This window comes from Intestinimonas massiliensis (ex Afouda et al. 2020) (genome assembly GCF_900626285.1).
In the GTDB taxonomy this organism is placed as follows: Bacteria; Bacillota; Clostridia; order Oscillospirales; family Oscillospiraceae; genus Flavonifractor; species Flavonifractor massiliensis_A.
Window position 1 is genome coordinate 2,725,594 of sequence record NZ_LR131147.1, and the last position, 15,891, is coordinate 2,741,484.

17 protein-coding genes are annotated in these 15,891 nt (G+C 64.5%); 1 reads left to right on the top strand and 16 read right to left on the bottom strand.

Features of this window, described 5'->3' with window-relative positions:
* Positions 1-6: 6 nt before the first annotated feature.
* The 16 genes from E0E41_RS13450 to E0E41_RS13525 all read right to left on the bottom strand — a co-directional run bounded on the left by E0E41_RS13450 (position 7) and on the right by E0E41_RS13525 (position 14,339).
* On the bottom strand, positions 7-1,173 hold the full coding sequence (locus E0E41_RS13450) for a DUF4358 domain-containing protein (protein WP_130870321.1): 1,167 nt from the start codon (positions 1,171-1,173) through the stop codon (positions 7-9).
* Positions 1,170-3,002, bottom strand: coding sequence for an excinuclease ABC subunit UvrC (gene uvrC, locus E0E41_RS13455; protein ID WP_130870322.1), 1,833 nt, complete (start codon positions 3,000-3,002; stop codon positions 1,170-1,172). The genes E0E41_RS13450 and uvrC overlap by 4 nt, the downstream gene beginning before the upstream one ends.
* Before the next feature lie 40 nt (positions 3,003-3,042).
* Positions 3,043-3,891, bottom strand: a complete 849-nt coding sequence (locus E0E41_RS13460; protein ID WP_130870323.1) for a CPBP family intramembrane glutamic endopeptidase — start codon at positions 3,889-3,891, stop codon at positions 3,043-3,045.
* Between the two features lie 61 nt (positions 3,892-3,952).
* On the bottom strand, positions 3,953-4,216 hold the full coding sequence (locus E0E41_RS13465; RefSeq protein ID WP_007495691.1) for an HPr family phosphocarrier protein: 264 nt from the start codon (positions 4,214-4,216) through the stop codon (positions 3,953-3,955).
* Positions 4,217-4,338: 122 nt separating this feature from the next.
* Entirely contained in the window at positions 4,339-6,711 is a 2,373-nt protein-coding gene (locus E0E41_RS13470) for an endonuclease MutS2 (RefSeq protein WP_130870324.1), read from the bottom strand.
* Positions 6,708-7,583 carry a PhzF family phenazine biosynthesis protein gene (locus E0E41_RS13475; RefSeq protein WP_130870325.1) on the bottom strand — a complete coding sequence of 292 codons (876 nt, stop codon included), beginning with the start codon at positions 7,581-7,583 and terminating at the stop codon, positions 6,708-6,710. Before E0E41_RS13475 ends, E0E41_RS13470 begins: the two co-directional genes overlap by 4 nt.
* Before the next feature lies 1 nt (position 7,584).
* The gene (gene recO / locus E0E41_RS13480) at positions 7,585-7,995 is read right to left on the bottom strand and encodes a DNA repair protein RecO (RefSeq protein WP_242623786.1); all 411 of its coding nucleotides are present in this window, start codon (positions 7,993-7,995) and stop codon (positions 7,585-7,587) included.
* A 400-nt stretch (positions 7,996-8,395) separates the two neighbouring features.
* Positions 8,396-9,289, bottom strand: a complete 894-nt coding sequence (era, locus tag E0E41_RS13485; RefSeq protein ID WP_130870327.1) for a GTPase Era — start codon at positions 9,287-9,289, stop codon at positions 8,396-8,398.
* 9 nt (positions 9,290-9,298) lie between these two features.
* On the bottom strand, positions 9,299-9,784 hold the full coding sequence (locus E0E41_RS13490) for a transposase (protein ID WP_130870328.1): 486 nt from the start codon (positions 9,782-9,784) through the stop codon (positions 9,299-9,301).
* A complete protein-coding gene (ybeY, locus tag E0E41_RS13495; protein ID WP_130870329.1) occupies positions 9,771-10,256 on the bottom strand; it encodes an rRNA maturation RNase YbeY in 486 nt (161 codons plus the stop codon). Before ybeY ends, E0E41_RS13490 begins: the two co-directional genes overlap by 14 nt.
* Entirely contained in the window at positions 10,253-10,735 is a 483-nt protein-coding gene (locus E0E41_RS13500) for a hypothetical protein (RefSeq protein ID WP_130870330.1), read from the bottom strand. The genes ybeY and E0E41_RS13500 overlap by 4 nt, the downstream gene beginning before the upstream one ends.
* Positions 10,732-11,697 carry a PhoH family protein gene (locus E0E41_RS13505; protein ID WP_130870331.1) on the bottom strand — a complete coding sequence of 322 codons (966 nt, stop codon included), beginning with the start codon at positions 11,695-11,697 and terminating at the stop codon, positions 10,732-10,734. Before E0E41_RS13505 ends, E0E41_RS13500 begins: the two co-directional genes overlap by 4 nt.
* Positions 11,694-12,923, bottom strand: coding sequence for a sporulation protein YqfD (locus E0E41_RS13510; protein ID WP_130870332.1), 1,230 nt, complete (start codon positions 12,921-12,923; stop codon positions 11,694-11,696). The genes E0E41_RS13505 and E0E41_RS13510 overlap by 4 nt, the downstream gene beginning before the upstream one ends.
* A gap of 10 nt (positions 12,924-12,933) precedes the next feature.
* The gene (locus E0E41_RS13515) at positions 12,934-13,209 is read right to left on the bottom strand and encodes a YabP/YqfC family sporulation protein (RefSeq protein WP_130870333.1); all 276 of its coding nucleotides are present in this window, start codon (positions 13,207-13,209) and stop codon (positions 12,934-12,936) included.
* 42 nt (positions 13,210-13,251) lie between these two features.
* A complete protein-coding gene (locus E0E41_RS13520; protein ID WP_242623787.1) occupies positions 13,252-13,830 on the bottom strand; it encodes a hypothetical protein in 579 nt (192 codons plus the stop codon).
* On the bottom strand, positions 13,827-14,339 hold the full coding sequence (locus tag E0E41_RS13525) for a hypothetical protein (RefSeq protein WP_130870335.1): 513 nt from the start codon (positions 14,337-14,339) through the stop codon (positions 13,827-13,829). The genes E0E41_RS13520 and E0E41_RS13525 overlap by 4 nt, the downstream gene beginning before the upstream one ends.
* 108 nt (positions 14,340-14,447) lie before the next feature.
* Between E0E41_RS13525 and murC the strand changes: the two genes are divergently transcribed.
* A complete protein-coding gene (gene murC, locus E0E41_RS13530) occupies positions 14,448-15,818 on the top strand; it encodes a UDP-N-acetylmuramate--L-alanine ligase (RefSeq protein WP_130870336.1) in 1,371 nt (456 codons plus the stop codon).
* Positions 15,819-15,891: the final 73 nt, after the last annotated feature.

Genomic DNA, 15,891 nt, shown 5'->3' on the forward strand with positions numbered 1-15,891 from the left:
CTATGGTCAGTCGGGCAGACGGCCGGTGCCGTTCCAGCAGAACCGGACGGCGTCGGCCTCGGGCACATTGTCATAGTCCCACTGGTGGTTGGTCTGGCGCATATAGTCGCTGGTCACATTGAAGTACTGGTGGTGCACCATGTCCCACTGGTTGGGGGACACGCTCTCGCCGCCGATGGGGTCGTCCCAGGTGGGGTCCACACAGTACCATTCCCCCTCCAGCCGCACCATATTCCAGGCGTGGTCGCTGGTAGAGGAGGAAGATGCCCCCACCACCGTGATGCACTCCACATCCGCCAGGTCCATCAGCAGCTGGAAGCTGGTGGCGTAGGCCAGGCAGATGCCGTACCCCTCCACCAGCAGGCCGTAGGGGTTGGTATTGTCAGGCCAGCCCTTGCCGTCGGCATATACCGTCACGTCATACTCTCCCAGGTCCACCAGGGCGTCGTGGAGGGCCAGTTCCTTCTCAAAGTCGGTCATACCGTCGGTGATATGCTCCGCAAACAGCGCCCGGCACCGAGCCAGGATGGCGGCGTCCTTTTCGCTGAGGCCGTCCTCCTCCCCGCTCTCCCAGGCCGCCAGAATGGCCGAAGTGTCATAGAGGGTCATGTCGTGCTCGTTTGGGGGATCAAAGGGGGCGAAGGCCTCCGTATCCGGAGCGGGCTCCGTCAGGGCCGCTTCCCCGTCCAGAGCCGCCTCCAGGGCGGAACAGGCCTTCTTCGGCTCCTCACAGACCAGCAGGGCGGCATATCCGTCCAGACTGGTCACCGTCCCGTCCTCCAGCAGGTCGGCCTGGTCCGGCGCGTAGCCGGTAAAATCCCCCAGCCGGGCCTGCCGGTGGGCCTCCAGGGCGGCGGTCACCGCCTCGCCGTCCTCCGTCTGGCTCAGCCGGAGGACGATGATCTCCCGGGCGTCCACCCCGGAGGCGGTATACACCGCCGCCTCGGTCCACCGCCCTTCTTCCACGCCGCACACAGCAGTGAGGTAGTCGGTGCGTTCCTCCCCGGTGAGGGGCGTCAGCCCCGCCATATCCGGCTGGCTGTCCAGCACAGCCCGGGCCGCCTGGTCCGTACTCACATATCCCGCCGGGGCAGCAGCGTTCCCGCTGTCCGGTGCTCCGCAGGCGGTCAGCAGAAGCAGCAGGGACAGGGTCAGGGCCAGAATCCGTCTCATTTCTCCTCCTTCTTCCGAAAGAAGCCGTACACCGCCTGGGCGGTGTTCTTAGGCACCACGGCCTGGAGCTGCTCCAGGGTGGCGGCCTTGATGTTCTTGATGCTCTTGAAGTGCTTGAGCAATTCGCTCCGCCGCTTCTCCCCCACCCCGGGGATCTGGTCCAGCACCGAGCCCTTCACCCGCTGGTTCTGCTGCTGGCGGTGGAACTCGATGGCGAAGCGGTGGGTCTCCTCCTGGATCTGGCCGATGAGGGAGAAGATGGCCTGGTTGCCCTGAATGCCGATCTCCCGGCCGTCGGGGGTCACCAGGGCACGGGTGCGGTGGCGGTCGTCCTTCACCATGCCGAACACCGGGATGGTGAGGCCCAGATCGCCCAGCACCCCCACCGCCACTTTTGCGTGGTTCTCCCCGCCGTCGATGAGCAGCAGGTCCGGCTTGTCGGCAAACTTCTCGTCCCCGTCCAGATACCGCTGGAACCGCCGCCGCAGCACCTGGTCCATGGAGGCGTAGTCGTCGGGGCCGTCCATGTCCTTCAGCTTGAAGTGGCGGTAATCCCGTTTCAGGGGTTTTCCGTTCACGTACACCACCATGGAGGCCACGATGTCGTCGGAGCCCTGGTTGGAGATGTCATAGGATTCAATGCGGCGGGGGGGCGCGTCCAGATTCAGCATAGTGCCCAGCAGCTCCAGCAGCTTGCTCTGCCGCTCCTCCCGGGTGGTCCAGCGGGCCACTTCCTCCACCGCGTTCTTGTTTGCCAGTCGGATCAGGTCCATTTTGGCACCCCGCTGGGGGGTCACCAGCTCCACCTTCCGCCCCGCCGCCTCGGAGAACATCCGCATCAGGGGCACCTCGTCCTCCAGCTCGCAGGGCAGCAGGATCTGCCGGGGCAGATTTCCCCTCCCCCCGTAGTACTGCCGCACCAGGGCGGACAGGATGTCCGCCGTGTCCTCCTCCATGGGGGTGTCGATCAGGTCCCAGTCCTTGGCGGCCAGCTCACCCTCCACGAAGTGGAGCACCACAAAGCAGCTGCGGGTGGCCTCCCCCTTGTGGAAGCCCACCACATCGGTGTCCGCCAGGGACCCCGCCACCACCTTCTGCCGCTTACCCAGCAGCTCGATGGCACGGTACCGGTCCCGCAGCTCGGCGGCCTTCTCAAACCGCAGCTCCTCCGCCGCCAGCTCCATCTCCGCCTTCAGCTCGTCCCCCACCTCCTGGAACTTGCCCTCCAGCAGGCGGATGGCCTGATCGATGGCCTCCCGGTAGCGGCTCTGGTCCATCTCCTTCCGGCAGTAGCCGTCGCACTGGCCCATGTGGTAGTTCAAACAGGGCCGCTCCTTGCCGATGTCCCGGGGAAATTTCCGGTTGCAGGAGGGCAGCTTCAGGGCCACCCGCAGGGCGTCGATGATGTTCTGGGTGTTGCCCCGGCTGCCGTAGGGCCCGAAGTACCGGGCTCCGTCCTCGGCGGCACGGTTGGCCAAAGAAAATCTGGGGTACTCCTCCTTCACCGTCAGGCGGATGTAGGGGTAGCCCTTGTCGTCCTTCAGCAGGATGTTGTACCGGGGCTGGTGGCGCTTGATGAGGGAGTTCTCCAGCACCAGGGCCTCAAACTCCGAATCGGCCACGATCACGTCGAAGTGGTCGATCTGGCTCACCATGGCCCGGGTCTTTTCCGTGTGGGCGGCCAGGTTGGCAAAATACTGGCTCACCCGGTTCTTCAGGGCCTTGGCTTTGCCCACGTAGATGACCGTATTCTTCTTGTCCTGCATGATATACACGCCCGGCTTCAGCGGCAGGGCATGCGCTTTTTCTTTTAGTTCATCAAAAGTCATAGTAGGGGCACCATGCCCTCCTTTCCGTGCAATACGGCCGCTATTTCATTATCGCCAGAAACGCATAGCCCAGGGTAGCTCCGAATCCGTTTATGATCCCGTGGGTGATCATGCTGGCGCCAATGCTCCTGGTCTTCCAGGCCACGAGGCCAAGGGCCAGCGCGTCCAGTGGCACCACAAGGAAGGCGGAAATGTTGCTGCTCCCCACATAGTAGGCATGACCCACCGCGAACAGCAGCGCCTGGAACAGCCAGATCCAGTGATCTTTCCAGCCACATTTCCGCAGCCGTCCCCACAGGAAACCGCGGAACAGCGGCTCCTCCGCCGCCGCGGCATAGTCGATCTGATAGAGAACCCCGTACGACAGCTGTCCCCCATGCAGCAGCTGTCCCGCAGATGGAAGTGCCGACACATCCACCATCTCCCGAAGCTGGAAGGTCAGCAGGAATCCGGACACCACCGCCATCACCGCACCGGCCAGCACCGCCGCGCCGATACAGCGGGCCGTCCGGCCCGCTCCCCGCCGGGGCAGAACCGGCCGCCGGATGAGCAGTGCGGCCAGGAGCACAACGGCAAGGACGGCCTTGACCGCCTGCCCGGGCAGGCCATAGCCGCCGGCCATTCTTCCGATCAGCACGGCAATGGGCGCGCCCAGCAGCAGCACCAGGGCCAGACTGTCAATGTGGTACTCCTCCAGCCGCTCCCGCTCCAAAAAAATCAGAAGGCACGTCAGTAGACAGGTGCCCAATTCATAGGCAACGTTCACCACATTGTCCCCGGGGATCAAAAATTTCCCCAGGATGAGCCACGGAAACCGCAGAAACAGCAGACCACCCAACAGTATCCAGAACAGGCATCGCTCTCGTTTCAAAGCCTTTGTCGTTTCCATATTGTACCCTCATGGTCAAAAAAAGCGCCGCAATGCGGCGCTTTTTTCTTTCGCTGTTGACTTACTCGGAGAAATTGGAGGAGATCAGCTCAATCAGAGCCTCCACCGCTTCCTTCTCATCGGGGCCGTCTGCAATGAGGTTGATGGAAGTACCCTTGACGATCCCCAGAGAGAGGACACCCAGCAGGCTCTTGGCGTTGACTCTCCGCTCGTCCTTCTCCACCCAGATGGAACTCTTGAACTCGTTGGCCTTCTGAATGAAGAACGTGGCCGGTCTGGCGTGCAGGCCAACCTGGTTATTCACGACTGCCTCTTTCATATACATAAGCGTTTCCCCCCAAGATGCATTCGCATACTTCGTATTATAGGATAGCAAATTTATCCCAAACCGTCAATGACAAAATGCACAAATTCCGAACAAGAAACTGGTTTCATTGACGAAGGGTCTTACTTGAGCTCGGCAATGGTCACGCCATCCTCGCCCTCGCCGTAGCGGCCGGGGCGGAAGGACTTCACATACCGGCTGCGCTTCAGGTGCTCCCGCACCGCCTTGCGCACCGCGCCGGTGCCCTTGCCGTGGATGATGCGCACCTCGTTCAGCTTGCCCAGCACCGCGTTGTCCAGGAACAGATCCAGGGCCCCGATGGCCTCGTCGGTCATCATGCCCCGCAGGTCCACCTCCGGGGAGGCACCCAGGGAACGCAGCTTGTGCTCCGCCCGCTGGACCACCTTCTTGGCGGACTTGACGCTCTCCCCCTCCACAACCCGGACCTCGTCCTGTTTGGCGTTGATCTTCAGAATCCCCGCCTGGAGCTGGAGGGAGCCGTCCTTGTTGACGGAGATGACGGTGGCCTGGGTGCCCATCTTCACCAGCTCCACCGTGTCCCCCGCCCTGGCGGGCCGGGTGGGCGGCGGCACCGGTTCCTCCGGCCGGGCTCCCAGCTTGCCCTCCGCCTCGTTCAGGCGGTGGCGCAGGCCGGCCCGCTCGTCGTTGATCTTCTGCCAGTCCTCTTCCTTCCGCTGGCGGCGGCGCATGTCGTTGAGCTCCCTGAACACCTGGTCGGCGGTGTCCCGGGCCTCGTCCAGGATGGCCCGGGCCTCCGCCTGGGCCTTCTCCACCGCCTTCTGCCGCTGGGCCTCCATCTGGGCCTTGTACTCCCGGGAGGCCTTGGCGGTCTCCTCCATCTCCCGGCGGAGCTTGGCCGCGGCTTCCTTCTCCCGCTCCATCTCCTGGCGCTGCTCGTCCAGCTTGGTGAGCACGTCCTCGAACCGCACGTTCTCCGCGTCGATGCGGGCGGCGGCTTTCTGGATGATCTCCTTGGGCAGGCCCAGCCGCTGGGAGATGGCGAAGGCGTTGGATTTTCCGGGGATGCCGATGAGCAGCCGGTAGGTGGGGGCCAGGGAATCCACGTCAAACTCGCAGGAGGCGTTCTCCACCCCCGGGGTGGTCATGGCGTACACCTTCAGCTCGGCGTAGTGGGTGGTGGCGGCCACCAGGGCACCCATCCCCCGGGCACTGTCGATGATGGCGGCGGCCAGGGCCGCGCCCTCGATGGGGTCGGTGCCCGCCCCCAGCTCGTCGAACAGGATCAGGGCGCCCTCGTCCGCCTCCTTCAGGATCCCCACGATATTCACCATGTGGGAGGAAAATGTGGAGAGATTCTGGGCGATGGACTGCTCATCGCCGATGTCGGACAGCACCCGGCTGAACACTTTTACACAGCTGTCGTCCCCCACGGGAATGTGGAGTCCGCACTGGGCCATCAGGGTCAGCAGGCCAATGGTCTTGAGCGTCACCGTCTTGCCGCCGGTGTTGGGGCCGGTGATGACCAGGGTGTCGAAGTTCTCCCCCAGCATCAGGTCGTTGGACACCGCCTTGCTGGGGTCCAGCAGGGGATGGCGGGCCTTCCGCAGGTAGAGGCCCTTGGGGTCCAGCCGGGGGGCGGCCCCCCGCATCCGGTAGGCCAGCCGGGCCTTGGCGAAGATCACGTCCAGGATGATGAGCAGGTCGTAGTCCTGAGAGATGTCCTCCTTGAACTGGGCGCACTCGGCGGACAGCTCCGCCAGAATGCGCTCGATCTCCTTCTCCTCCCGGGACTGGAGCTCCTTGAGCTCGTTGTTGGCCTTCACCACCCCCATGGGCTCGATGAAGAAGGTGGAGCCGGAGGAGGACACGTCGTGGACCAGGCCGGGCACGTCGTTCTTGTGCTCCGACTTCACCGGCACCACGAAGCGGTCGTTGCGCTGGGTGATGATGGCGTCCTGGAGGTATTTGGCCTGGTTGGAAGAGATGAGCTTGTTGAGGATGTCCCGCACCTTGGAGGCGGTGGCACGGATGTGCCGCCGGATGGCGGCCAGCTCGGGGCTGGCGGCGTCGGCGATCTCGTCCTCCCCCACGATGGCTCCGGTGATCTTGTCCTCCAGGAACCGGTTGGCCGTCAGGGAGCGGAACAGGTGGTCGATGCAGGTTTTCGTCCGGTCCCCCTCTCCCTCGCCGTACTCCTTGGCGGAGCGGGCGGAGCGGAGGACGGCGGCGATGTCCAGCAGCTCTCTGGTATTCAGCGCGCCCCCCATGTCGGCCCGCTGGAGGGAGGCCCGGACGGGCCGCACGCCGGAGAAGGAGGGGGAGCCCCGGAGGGCGGTCATATTCACCGCGGCGGTGGTCTCGTCCAGGGCACGCTGCACGTCGTCCGGATCGGTGAAGGGCCGCAGGGCCAGGCAGCGGTCCTTGCCCTCCGCCGTCACCGCCTGGTCGGCCAGCTTCTCCAGCACCTTCGGCAGTTCCAGGGTCTGTATGGATTTTTCAAATAAATCGGTCATGTAGGTTCTCCCGTAATCAATTCACATTTCAGGGTGATGAGGGCACGGCCCCCCACCCGGACCTTGACGCCGTCCCCGTCCCCGGTGATGCGGCTCAAAATCTCGGAGGGCTTACCCATCTTCTCCCCCTGCACAAAGCGGTTGTCCGCCCCCGCCTGAATGAGGCCCCGGCGGTACAGATAATAGGTCAGGGCTCCGTTGGAGGTGCCGGTGGCCGCCTCCTCCGGGATGGCGTACAGCGGGGCAAAATTGCGGCAGTGGGCAGCGGCGTCGGGGGTGTTGGGGCAGAACATGTGGACCCCCACCACGTCATAGCGCTGGGACAGCCGGGTGACCTCGGCCTCGTTCTGCACCGCCCTGTCCAGCGTCTCCAGGTCCTTCACGGGCAGCAGGATGTCCATGAGGCCGGTGCTCACCGCCTGGGGCTCCAGCCCCGCCGGACGGTCCGCCAGGGTCAGGCCGTAGGCGGCGTACAGCTCCGCCTGCTCCGCCTCGTCGAAGGTCCGCCCGTCCCTGGGGGAAGCCATGTCCATCCACACCGCGTTCTCCCCCACCCCGATCTCCAGATCGCCGGAGCGGGTGTGGAGAAAATACTCCCCGGGCGCAATAGCCCCGGTGTCCCGCAGGACGGTGAAGGCGGCGATGGTGGCGTGGCCGCACAGGTCCACCTCCTCCGCCGGAGTGAAGTAGCGGATGTGGAAGGCCTTCTCCCCGGTCTGCTTCACGAAGGCGGTCTCGGAGTGCTTCAGCTCCCCCGCCAGGGCCCGCATCAGGGTTTCCGCCGGAAAGTCCGCCGCCCCCAGCAGGGCCACCCCGGCCTGGTTGCCGGAAAAGCGCGTGGTGGTAAAGGCGTCGGCTACGTACAGTTCCATCTTACATCCCCGCTTTCAGTTGTTTATAGAAGTCCAGGGTGCTGAATCCCCGGTCCAGCTGGGTGAGCAGGAACCGCTCGCACACCCGGCCCAGGCAGTCCAGCCCCTTCTGGTCCAGTTGGAAGGAGAACAGGCGCTTGGGGTCGCCGTAGACGATGTGCCGCATGGCGGCCAGGGTGCCCGCCTCCAGGGGCAGGGAGACCCCCTCCCCCACCTCGTCCTGGCAGGATGCGCAGTGGAGCACCCCCTGGACCAGGTCCAGCCGGGGCCGGTCCGGATCGGGCAGGCCGCAGACGGCGCAGGCGTCCAGCAGGGGCTCGTACCCCTCCAGACACATGAGCTTCAGCTCAAAGGCCGCCTTGATGAGGGCCTGTGGCTTGTTCAGCTTGTCCAGGGCGTGGAGGGAATTCAAAATTAGGGCCCCCGCTCTTATTCACAACTCCCATCGCCGAGCGAACCCTCTGTGGTTATACTACTTCCGCCCCACTCACCAGATATTAAATCTTCACCATCTCTTGTACATTCACAAACATCATCAGCTTGTACATTTTTATTCTCCTTTCTATTGTCTACTCTTGCACCCCATCCACTAACTNACGGTGTGGCCCATCATGTTGACCTCCACACACAGCTTGAACAGCAGAGTGCGCAGCCGGTTCTCGTTGTCCGCCAGCGTGCCCCGCAATGTGTCCACCAGAGCGCGGGAGAGATATTCCGAGGTGTCCTCCGTGGCTCCGTCCGATCCACGTCCAGCCACTCCTTCCGGCATTAGCTTGACCGGATGGGCGTCATTTATCAGCGGTAAAATGTGTTCATTCGTCCTTATATCCGAAATTATGGATGAGATTGATGTTGTCTCTCCAGTTCTCCTTCACCTTCACCCAGGTCTGAAGAAAGACCTTGGTGCCCATGAAGGCCTCGATGTCGGTGCGGGCCAGGGTGGAGATCTTCTTCAGCATGGCGCCCCCCTTGCCGATGATGATGCCCTTGTGGCTGGCCTTCTCGCAGTAGATGGTGGCATCCAGGTCGATGATCCCGTTGTCCCGCTCGGAGAAGCGGGTGACCTCCACGGCGGTGCCGTGGGGGATCTCCTTGTCCAGGCAGAGCAGCAGCTTCTCCCGAATGATTTCGGCGCACACCTGCCGCTCCGGCTGGTCGGTGATCATGTCCTCGGGGAAGAGCTGGGGGCCTTCGGGGAGGAATTCCGCTAGCAGGTCCAGCAGCTCGTCCACGCCCTCGCCGTTCTTGGCGGAGATGGGCAGGATGGCGGAAAAATCGTGGGCCTGGCCGTAGGTCTGCATGACCGCCAGCAGGTCGGCCTTCTCCACCGTGTCGATCTTGTTGATGACCAGCACGGAGGGCACGCCCAGCTGCTTGATGCGGGCGATGAGCTCGGCCTCCGGGCCGCCGATGTGGGGGATGGGCTCCACCAGCAGCAGGATGGCGTCCACGTCGGCCACGCTCTGCCTGACCACGTTCACCATGTAGTCTCCCAGCTTGGTGCGGGCCTTGTGGAGGCCCGGGGTGTCCAGAAAGACGTACTGGCAGTCGTTGCGGTTCACCACCGCGCAGATGCGGTTGCGGGTGGTCTGGGGCTTGTTGGAGACGATGGCGATCTTCTCCCCCACCAGGGCGTTGGTCAGGGTGGACTTGCCCACGTTGGGCCGGCCCACAATGCTTATCATACCGGATTTTTTGATTTCCATAGGTGATCCTCAACTTTCTTGAGCAATATAGTATTTGTCCTCCGCCCACTTGGCGGGGTTGGTTTCGAGATAGGTCCAGATCCGGAGATAGTCGTTCTCATCCCGGATGATGTGGTCGTAAAAGGATTTTTGCCAGACGGGCGTGCCCAGAGCCTTGGTCACCGCTTCCTTCCACCCCCGGACGATCCGGGACACCGTGGGGGCGCGCAGTGCGCGCCCGTTGTGGGCAGGCAGCGTCAGGATCATGTGGACGTGATTGGGCATGACCACATATTTGTCCACCGCAACGCCGGGATAGTGGGCGGGAATCGCCAGGAGCGCCCGTTCCGCCGCGATACCGGCGGCGGTCAGGGGTGGGAGGGGTTCGGGCGCGCAATGCGCGCCCCTACGCAGATAGAGTGCACGGTTCTTTGTGCATACCGTCACAAAATAATACCCGGCGGCGGCATAATCATACCCCTTCAGCCGCAGGGGCCTGCGGTCAGTCCCGGCCAATCCCCAATTCTCCCAGGATGGCCTCCTCACGTTCCCGCATCTGGGCCTTCATGGGTCCCTCATCCATGTGGTCGTAGCCCAGCAGGTGGAGCACCGAGTGGACTGCCAGATAGGCCACCTCCCGACGGGTGCCGTGGCCAAACTCCTCTCCCTGGGCCTTGGCCCGCTCCAGGGAGATCACCATGTCCCCCAGAGGCACCAGGCCGGTGCCCGGGTCGGCGTCCTCCTCTGTGGGGTTCTCCCCCGGCTGCAGGTCAAACATGGGGAAACTGAGCACGTCGGTGGGCCGGTCCACCTGCCGCTGCTCCAGGTTGATCTGGTGGATGCCCTCGTCGTCGGTGAACAGCACGTCCACCTCGCAGGGTACCTCCACCCCTTCCGCCGCCAGGGCGGCGGGGATCACCTGCCGCAGCAGGTCGGCGTACTCCTCCGCTCCGTCTACCTCGGTCTCAATGAGAATTTCATGGTTCACGGTTCTTCCTCCTCAGGCCCTTCCACGGGCTCGTCCAGCACCCAGGGCAGATACAGGCTGATATCCAGGTCAAAGCAGGGCTCGGGAAACTCCGGCTCGATATTGTAGCGCTCATAGCCCAGCATCATCTGGAAGGTGGGGAATTTTACCGGCGGACCCCAGGCGGAATTGCCCTGATTCTCACTCGGCTGCCCGGTCACCGCGCCTGCCACCCGCCAGCTGATCTCGTAGAGCAATCCCTTCTCCCGCCAGCTCTCGTCGTGGTAGAGCTCGCACACATAGGTGGCCTTCTCCGGCGGGATGGACAGCCCGTCCAGGATGTTCAGGATCTCCTCCGGCAGCCGCCGCTCCTTCGCCAGAGCCAGGAAATTCCGGCAGTGGCCGCAATCGCAGCCCCACTCCTCTGCCCCGGCATACCAGTCCCGGGTGGCTTTCCCGTCCACCTCCACCGTATACCCATACCAGGTCAGACGCTTCACTTCTTGTTCCTCCGGTTCTCGTCGGCCTCGTAGGCCTTGATGATCCGCTGGACGATGACGTGGCGCACCACGTCGGCCTCGTTCAGCTTGCAGATGGCGATGTCCTCCACCCCGTCCAGCACCCGCATGGCCTCCTTCAGGCCGGACACCGTGTCCCGGGGCAGGTCGATCTGGGTGATGTCGCCGGTGATGACGATCTTGGAGCCGAAGCCCAGGCGGGTCAGGAACATCTTCATCTGCTCCCGGCTGGTGTTCTGGGCCTCGTCCAGAATAATAAAGGAGTCGTCCAGGGTGCGGCCTCTCATGTAGGCCAGGGGGGCCACCTCGATGTTGCCCCGCTCCACGTACTTCTGGTAGGTCTCCGGACCCAGCATTTCAAACAGGGCGTCGTACAGGGGCCGCAGGTAGGGGTCCACCTTGCTCTGGAGGTCGCCGGGCAAAAAGCCCAGCCGCTCCCCCGCCTCCACGGCGGGCCGGGTCAGGATGATCCGGTTCACCTGCTTGTCCCGGAAAGCGGCCACGGCGGCGGCCACCGCCAGGTAGGTCTTGCCGGTGCCCGCCGGGCCGATGCCCAGGGTGATGGTATTCTTCTTGATGGCGTCCACATACCGCTTCTGCCCCAAGGTCTTGGCCTTGATGGGCTTGCCCTTGGCGGTGACGCACAGAACGTCCCGGGCGATGTCGTTGATGTGCTCCTCATTGCCCGCCCGCACCAGGTTGATGATATAGCGGACGTTCTGCTCGGTGATGCTCTCCTTCCGGCCCGCCAGGCCCAGCAGGCCCTGGAGGGCCTTCACGGCGTACATCACGTTCTCCGCCTCGCCGGTCACCTTCAGCTGGTTGTCCCGGCTCACCACCGTCACACCCAGCTCCTGTTCGATCAGCTTGATATTCTCGTCAAAGGACCCGAAGACGTCGATGACGTCCTCCATCCGCTCGATATTGATGGTCTGTTCTATCATGGATCGGCCTCGTTTTCTTGTGTGTTCTCGTCGGGCACGAACCGCCCGATCTCCTCGGTGCACTCCGCCTGGAGGGTGACACGGAGCATGCCGTCCTTCTCCACGGCGGTATAGTCGGTGCTGACGATCTTTCCCTCCCCCACCGCCTCCTCCAGGGCCTCCAGCAGGCGGCTCTCCAGCAGAGACCGGGCGGCATCGGTGTCGATCTCCATGGCGGCGGTGGTATAGGCCCGGCAGGTCTCCTTCTGGACGGTCAGGGGCATCTCCCGGCCGCCGGGGAGGGTCAGCTCCCAGACTTCGTTTATTTTATCATACTGGTCGAATGGAATTCCACTGTTTCCGAAAAAAACAAGCCGCTGGCCCAAAACTGTGGCCGACCAGCGGGTGGTCTCCTCCCCGGTGTAGGTCTTGACCCGGGTCTCCAGGGGGATCTCCGCCTCCAGGGTGCGCCAGGTGCGGGCGTACACCTTGCCCTCCGCCCGGACCTGGAGGGTGCCCAGGTCGGGGACCTCGCTGTACTGGGGGGCGGCCAGGTGGACGGTGCCCGAGATCAGGGTCTCCCCCTCCAGCACCGTGTCCCCCTCCTGCACCAGGGCCTCCCCGGACAGGGGCTCGATGCCGGTGATGATGCCGGAGGCCCGGGCCACCACGCTGCCCGTCTGGCTCAGGTCCACCACCTCCGGCTCCGGGGTGGCCTCCCGCACCAGTACCTGGGCCCGGGTGCCGTAGAGGTTGACGCTCATCCAGGACAGCTCCGGCAGCTGGAGCAGAGCCCTGGTGCGCAGCGCCTCCTCGTCCAGCCCCGGCCCGTACACCCCGGGCCGCAGGCCCTGCCGCCGCAGCTCGGTGAGGATGACGGCGGTGGGCACGCTCTCATTGCCCTCCACTTCGATGGTGAGGATGAACTGGGACAGCACACACACCGCCGTCAGGGACAGGGCCAGGCCGATGAGCAGGGCGTACCGGCGGCGGAACCGCTCCAGAAAGGCCAGGGCGCCCGACTGGCCGGCCCTGGTGACGGTGCACATGACCCGCTCCCCCAGCTCCACCGCCGCCCCGGCGCCTCCCCGGGTGACGGTGAGGCGGAGGCGGGTGGCCTCCAGCCACTCCACGTTCCAGAAGAGGATGCCCCGCTGGGCGCACAGGTTGAGGAACCGCTCGGGAAAGGCCCCCTCCACCTCCAGGCACACCTTGCCCCGGAGGGCGTTTGTCAGCCATTTCAGCATAGCGCCCTCCTCAGCTCAGGTCCACGCCCCGGATGGTGCCGGTGATGAGCAGCTGCCCGGCGTTCATGGCCCGCAGCTCCAGGCCCTCCCCCCGGACCTTTACCACCAGCTTGCCGCCGGAGATGAGGATCTCTTCACTGCCGTAGGCCAGGATGCCCTTGTGGTTCTCCATCCGCAGCTGGTGGCTGCCCGTCAGCTCGATGTGGGGCAGACCGGCCACGATCTCCCCCGGCAGATCCAGCGCCTCCGCCGTCTTTTCCAGCAGTCCTCTCCGGTTTTCCTCCATGGTCTCGCCCCCTTGTCTCCCATGCTTATGCGGGAGGGGGGCTTATTTTGCCTGTCCACCCCGGACCAGCTCCAGCAGTTTTTCCCGCTCGTTGTCCTCCGGGTGGGCCAGGATGTGCTCCGCCAGGGCTTTCTGGACAGCTCCGATCTCCTTCCCCCGGAGGCCCAGGGCGGCCAGCTCGCCCCCGGACAGGGCAAGGGTTCTGACCGCCTCCCGCTCGGGGTGGAGCACCCCCTGGCGGAGGACCCGCTCCACCGGCAGGGCCTCAATGGGGAAGCCGGTTTTTCCACAAAAACCCCGCCAGCGGGGGATACCCTCCGCCGGGAGTTCCCTCAGCTCCGTCAGATCGGGGCAGTTTCCCGCCGGATACAGGTGGGCCAGCAGGCCCAGCCGGATGGCCTCCCCCGCCCACTCCGGCCGGGGGGACAGGAGGGTCTTTTCCAGCTCGATCTTGATCCGCTCCCCCGACACCAGGGCGGCCCGGGAGGCGTTCCGCCCGATGGCGGCCAGGGTATTCTTCTCTATAGCGAAGCCCAGCTGGGCGGCGAACCGGAGGGCGCGGAACATCCGCAGGGCGTCCTCCCGGAACCGGGTGTCCGGGTCCCCCACGCAGCGGATCACCCCCGCCGCCAGGTCGACCCGCCCCCCGAAGGGGTCGATGACNCGCCGTCGATAAAGAAGGCGAAGCGGCGGACCTTGATGTTCTCGCCGATAACCAGCACCATCTCCTGCTGCTCCTCCAGCACGGTGCGGCCGTTGCCGTAGGGCAGAGCCATCAGAGCATCCAGGTCCCGGCGGGCCAGGTCCTGAGTGAGGCCCACGTCAAAGGCCACCCCGTCCGGGTGGCGGCCGTCGGCGTAGCCCCCCTCCCGGCGGAAGGTGGTCACCTCCACCGGCCCGTCCTCCGTCAGCACGGTAATGGTGCCGTGCTTCAGGCCGGTGGGCACCGTGCGGTCAAAGAGGGCCATGGTCTGCTCCGGCCGGGCGGAGGTGCACACGTCAAAATCCCCCGGAATCCGGCCCAGCAGCAGGTCCCGGACGCACCCGCCCACCGGATGGGCGGCGTGGCCCGCCCGACGCAGGGTGTCCAGACAGCGGGCCACCCCCGCCGGCAGGGTCCAGGCTTCCATTTTTCTACACCTCCAGCGGCATTTTTTCCTTGCTATTTGCCTATAATAGTTTATAATATAGTGTTCGTAACTCACATTATAATTCACAGTAAAGGGTGTGTAAACCCCATGGCAAACGCCAATATACACGACTACATCGCCCCCGGACGCCGGGCCCACCTGGCCGGCATCGGCGGGGTGTCCATGTCCCCCCTGGCGGAGGTGCTCCACAAGATGGGCATGGTCATCACCGGCTCGGATATGCACGAGAGCGCCACGGTGGAGCATCTCCGCTCCCTGGGCATCCCGGTGGCCATCGGGCACCGGGCGGAGAACATCGGCGACGCGGAGCTGGTGATCCGCACCGCCGCCATCCACGACGGAAATCCGGAGATCGTCGCCGCCCGCGCAAAGGGCATTCCGGTGTTTGAGCGGGCCCAGGCCTGGGGCTCCATCATGCGGGGATACAAGAACGCCCTGTGCATCTCGGGCACCCACGGCAAAACCACCACCACCTCCATGTGCACCCACATCATCATGGCCGCCCAGCTGGACCCCACGGTGATGATCGGCGGCACCCTGCCCCTGCTGGGCTCCGGCTACCGGGTGGGCCACGGGGACACCATCATTCTGGAGAGCTGCGAGTACTGCAACTCCTTCCTGTCCTTCTTCCCCACGGTGGCGGTGATCCTGAACATCGAGGCCGACCACCTGGACTTCTTCAAGGACCTGGCCGACGTGGAGCACTCCTTCCGGGCCTTCGCCGACCGGGTGCCGGAGAACGGCCTCATCGTGGCCAACGCCGACGACGCCAACACCATGCACACCCTGGAGGGGGAAAAGCGGCCCATCCTCACCTTCGGTCTGGAGCAGGGGGACGTCCACGCCGCCAACCTGACCTGGCACGACGGTCTGCCCTCCTTTGACGTGATCTACCGTGGGGAAGTGTTCACCCACGTGGACCTGCGGGTACCCGGGGAGCACAACGTGAAAAACGCCCTGGCCGCCGCCGCGGCCTCCATCGCCCTGGCGGTATCCCCCCAGGCGGTGAGCGAGGGCCTCAACGCCTTCCGGGGCGCTGGCCGCCGGTTCGAGCACAAGGGCACCTACCACGGCGCCGAGGTGTACGACGACTACGCCCACCACCCCGGCGAGCTCCAGGCCCTGCTGGCCGCCGCCCGCACCCTGGGCTACAAGCGGATCATCTGCGCCTTCCAGCCCCACACCTACTCCCGCACCAAGGCTCTGTTCGACGACTTCGTGCGGGTGCTGAAGGAGCCCGACATCACCATTCTGGCCGAGATCTTCGCCGCCCGGGAGACCAACGACATCGGCATCTCCTCCAGGGATCTGGCCGATCAGATCCCCGGCAGTGAATATTACCCCACTTTGCCTGAGGTCACCCAGCGTCTGCGGGAACTGGCCCAGCCCGGCGATCTCATCCTTACGGTTGGCGCCGGCGACATCTACACCGTGGGCGAGGCCCTTGTGAAGAATTAAAGTTTCTTTTCCTTGATAAAGCAGGAAAGTGTGATTATAGCATAAATATCCGCAGTTGACAAGCCCCTCAAAG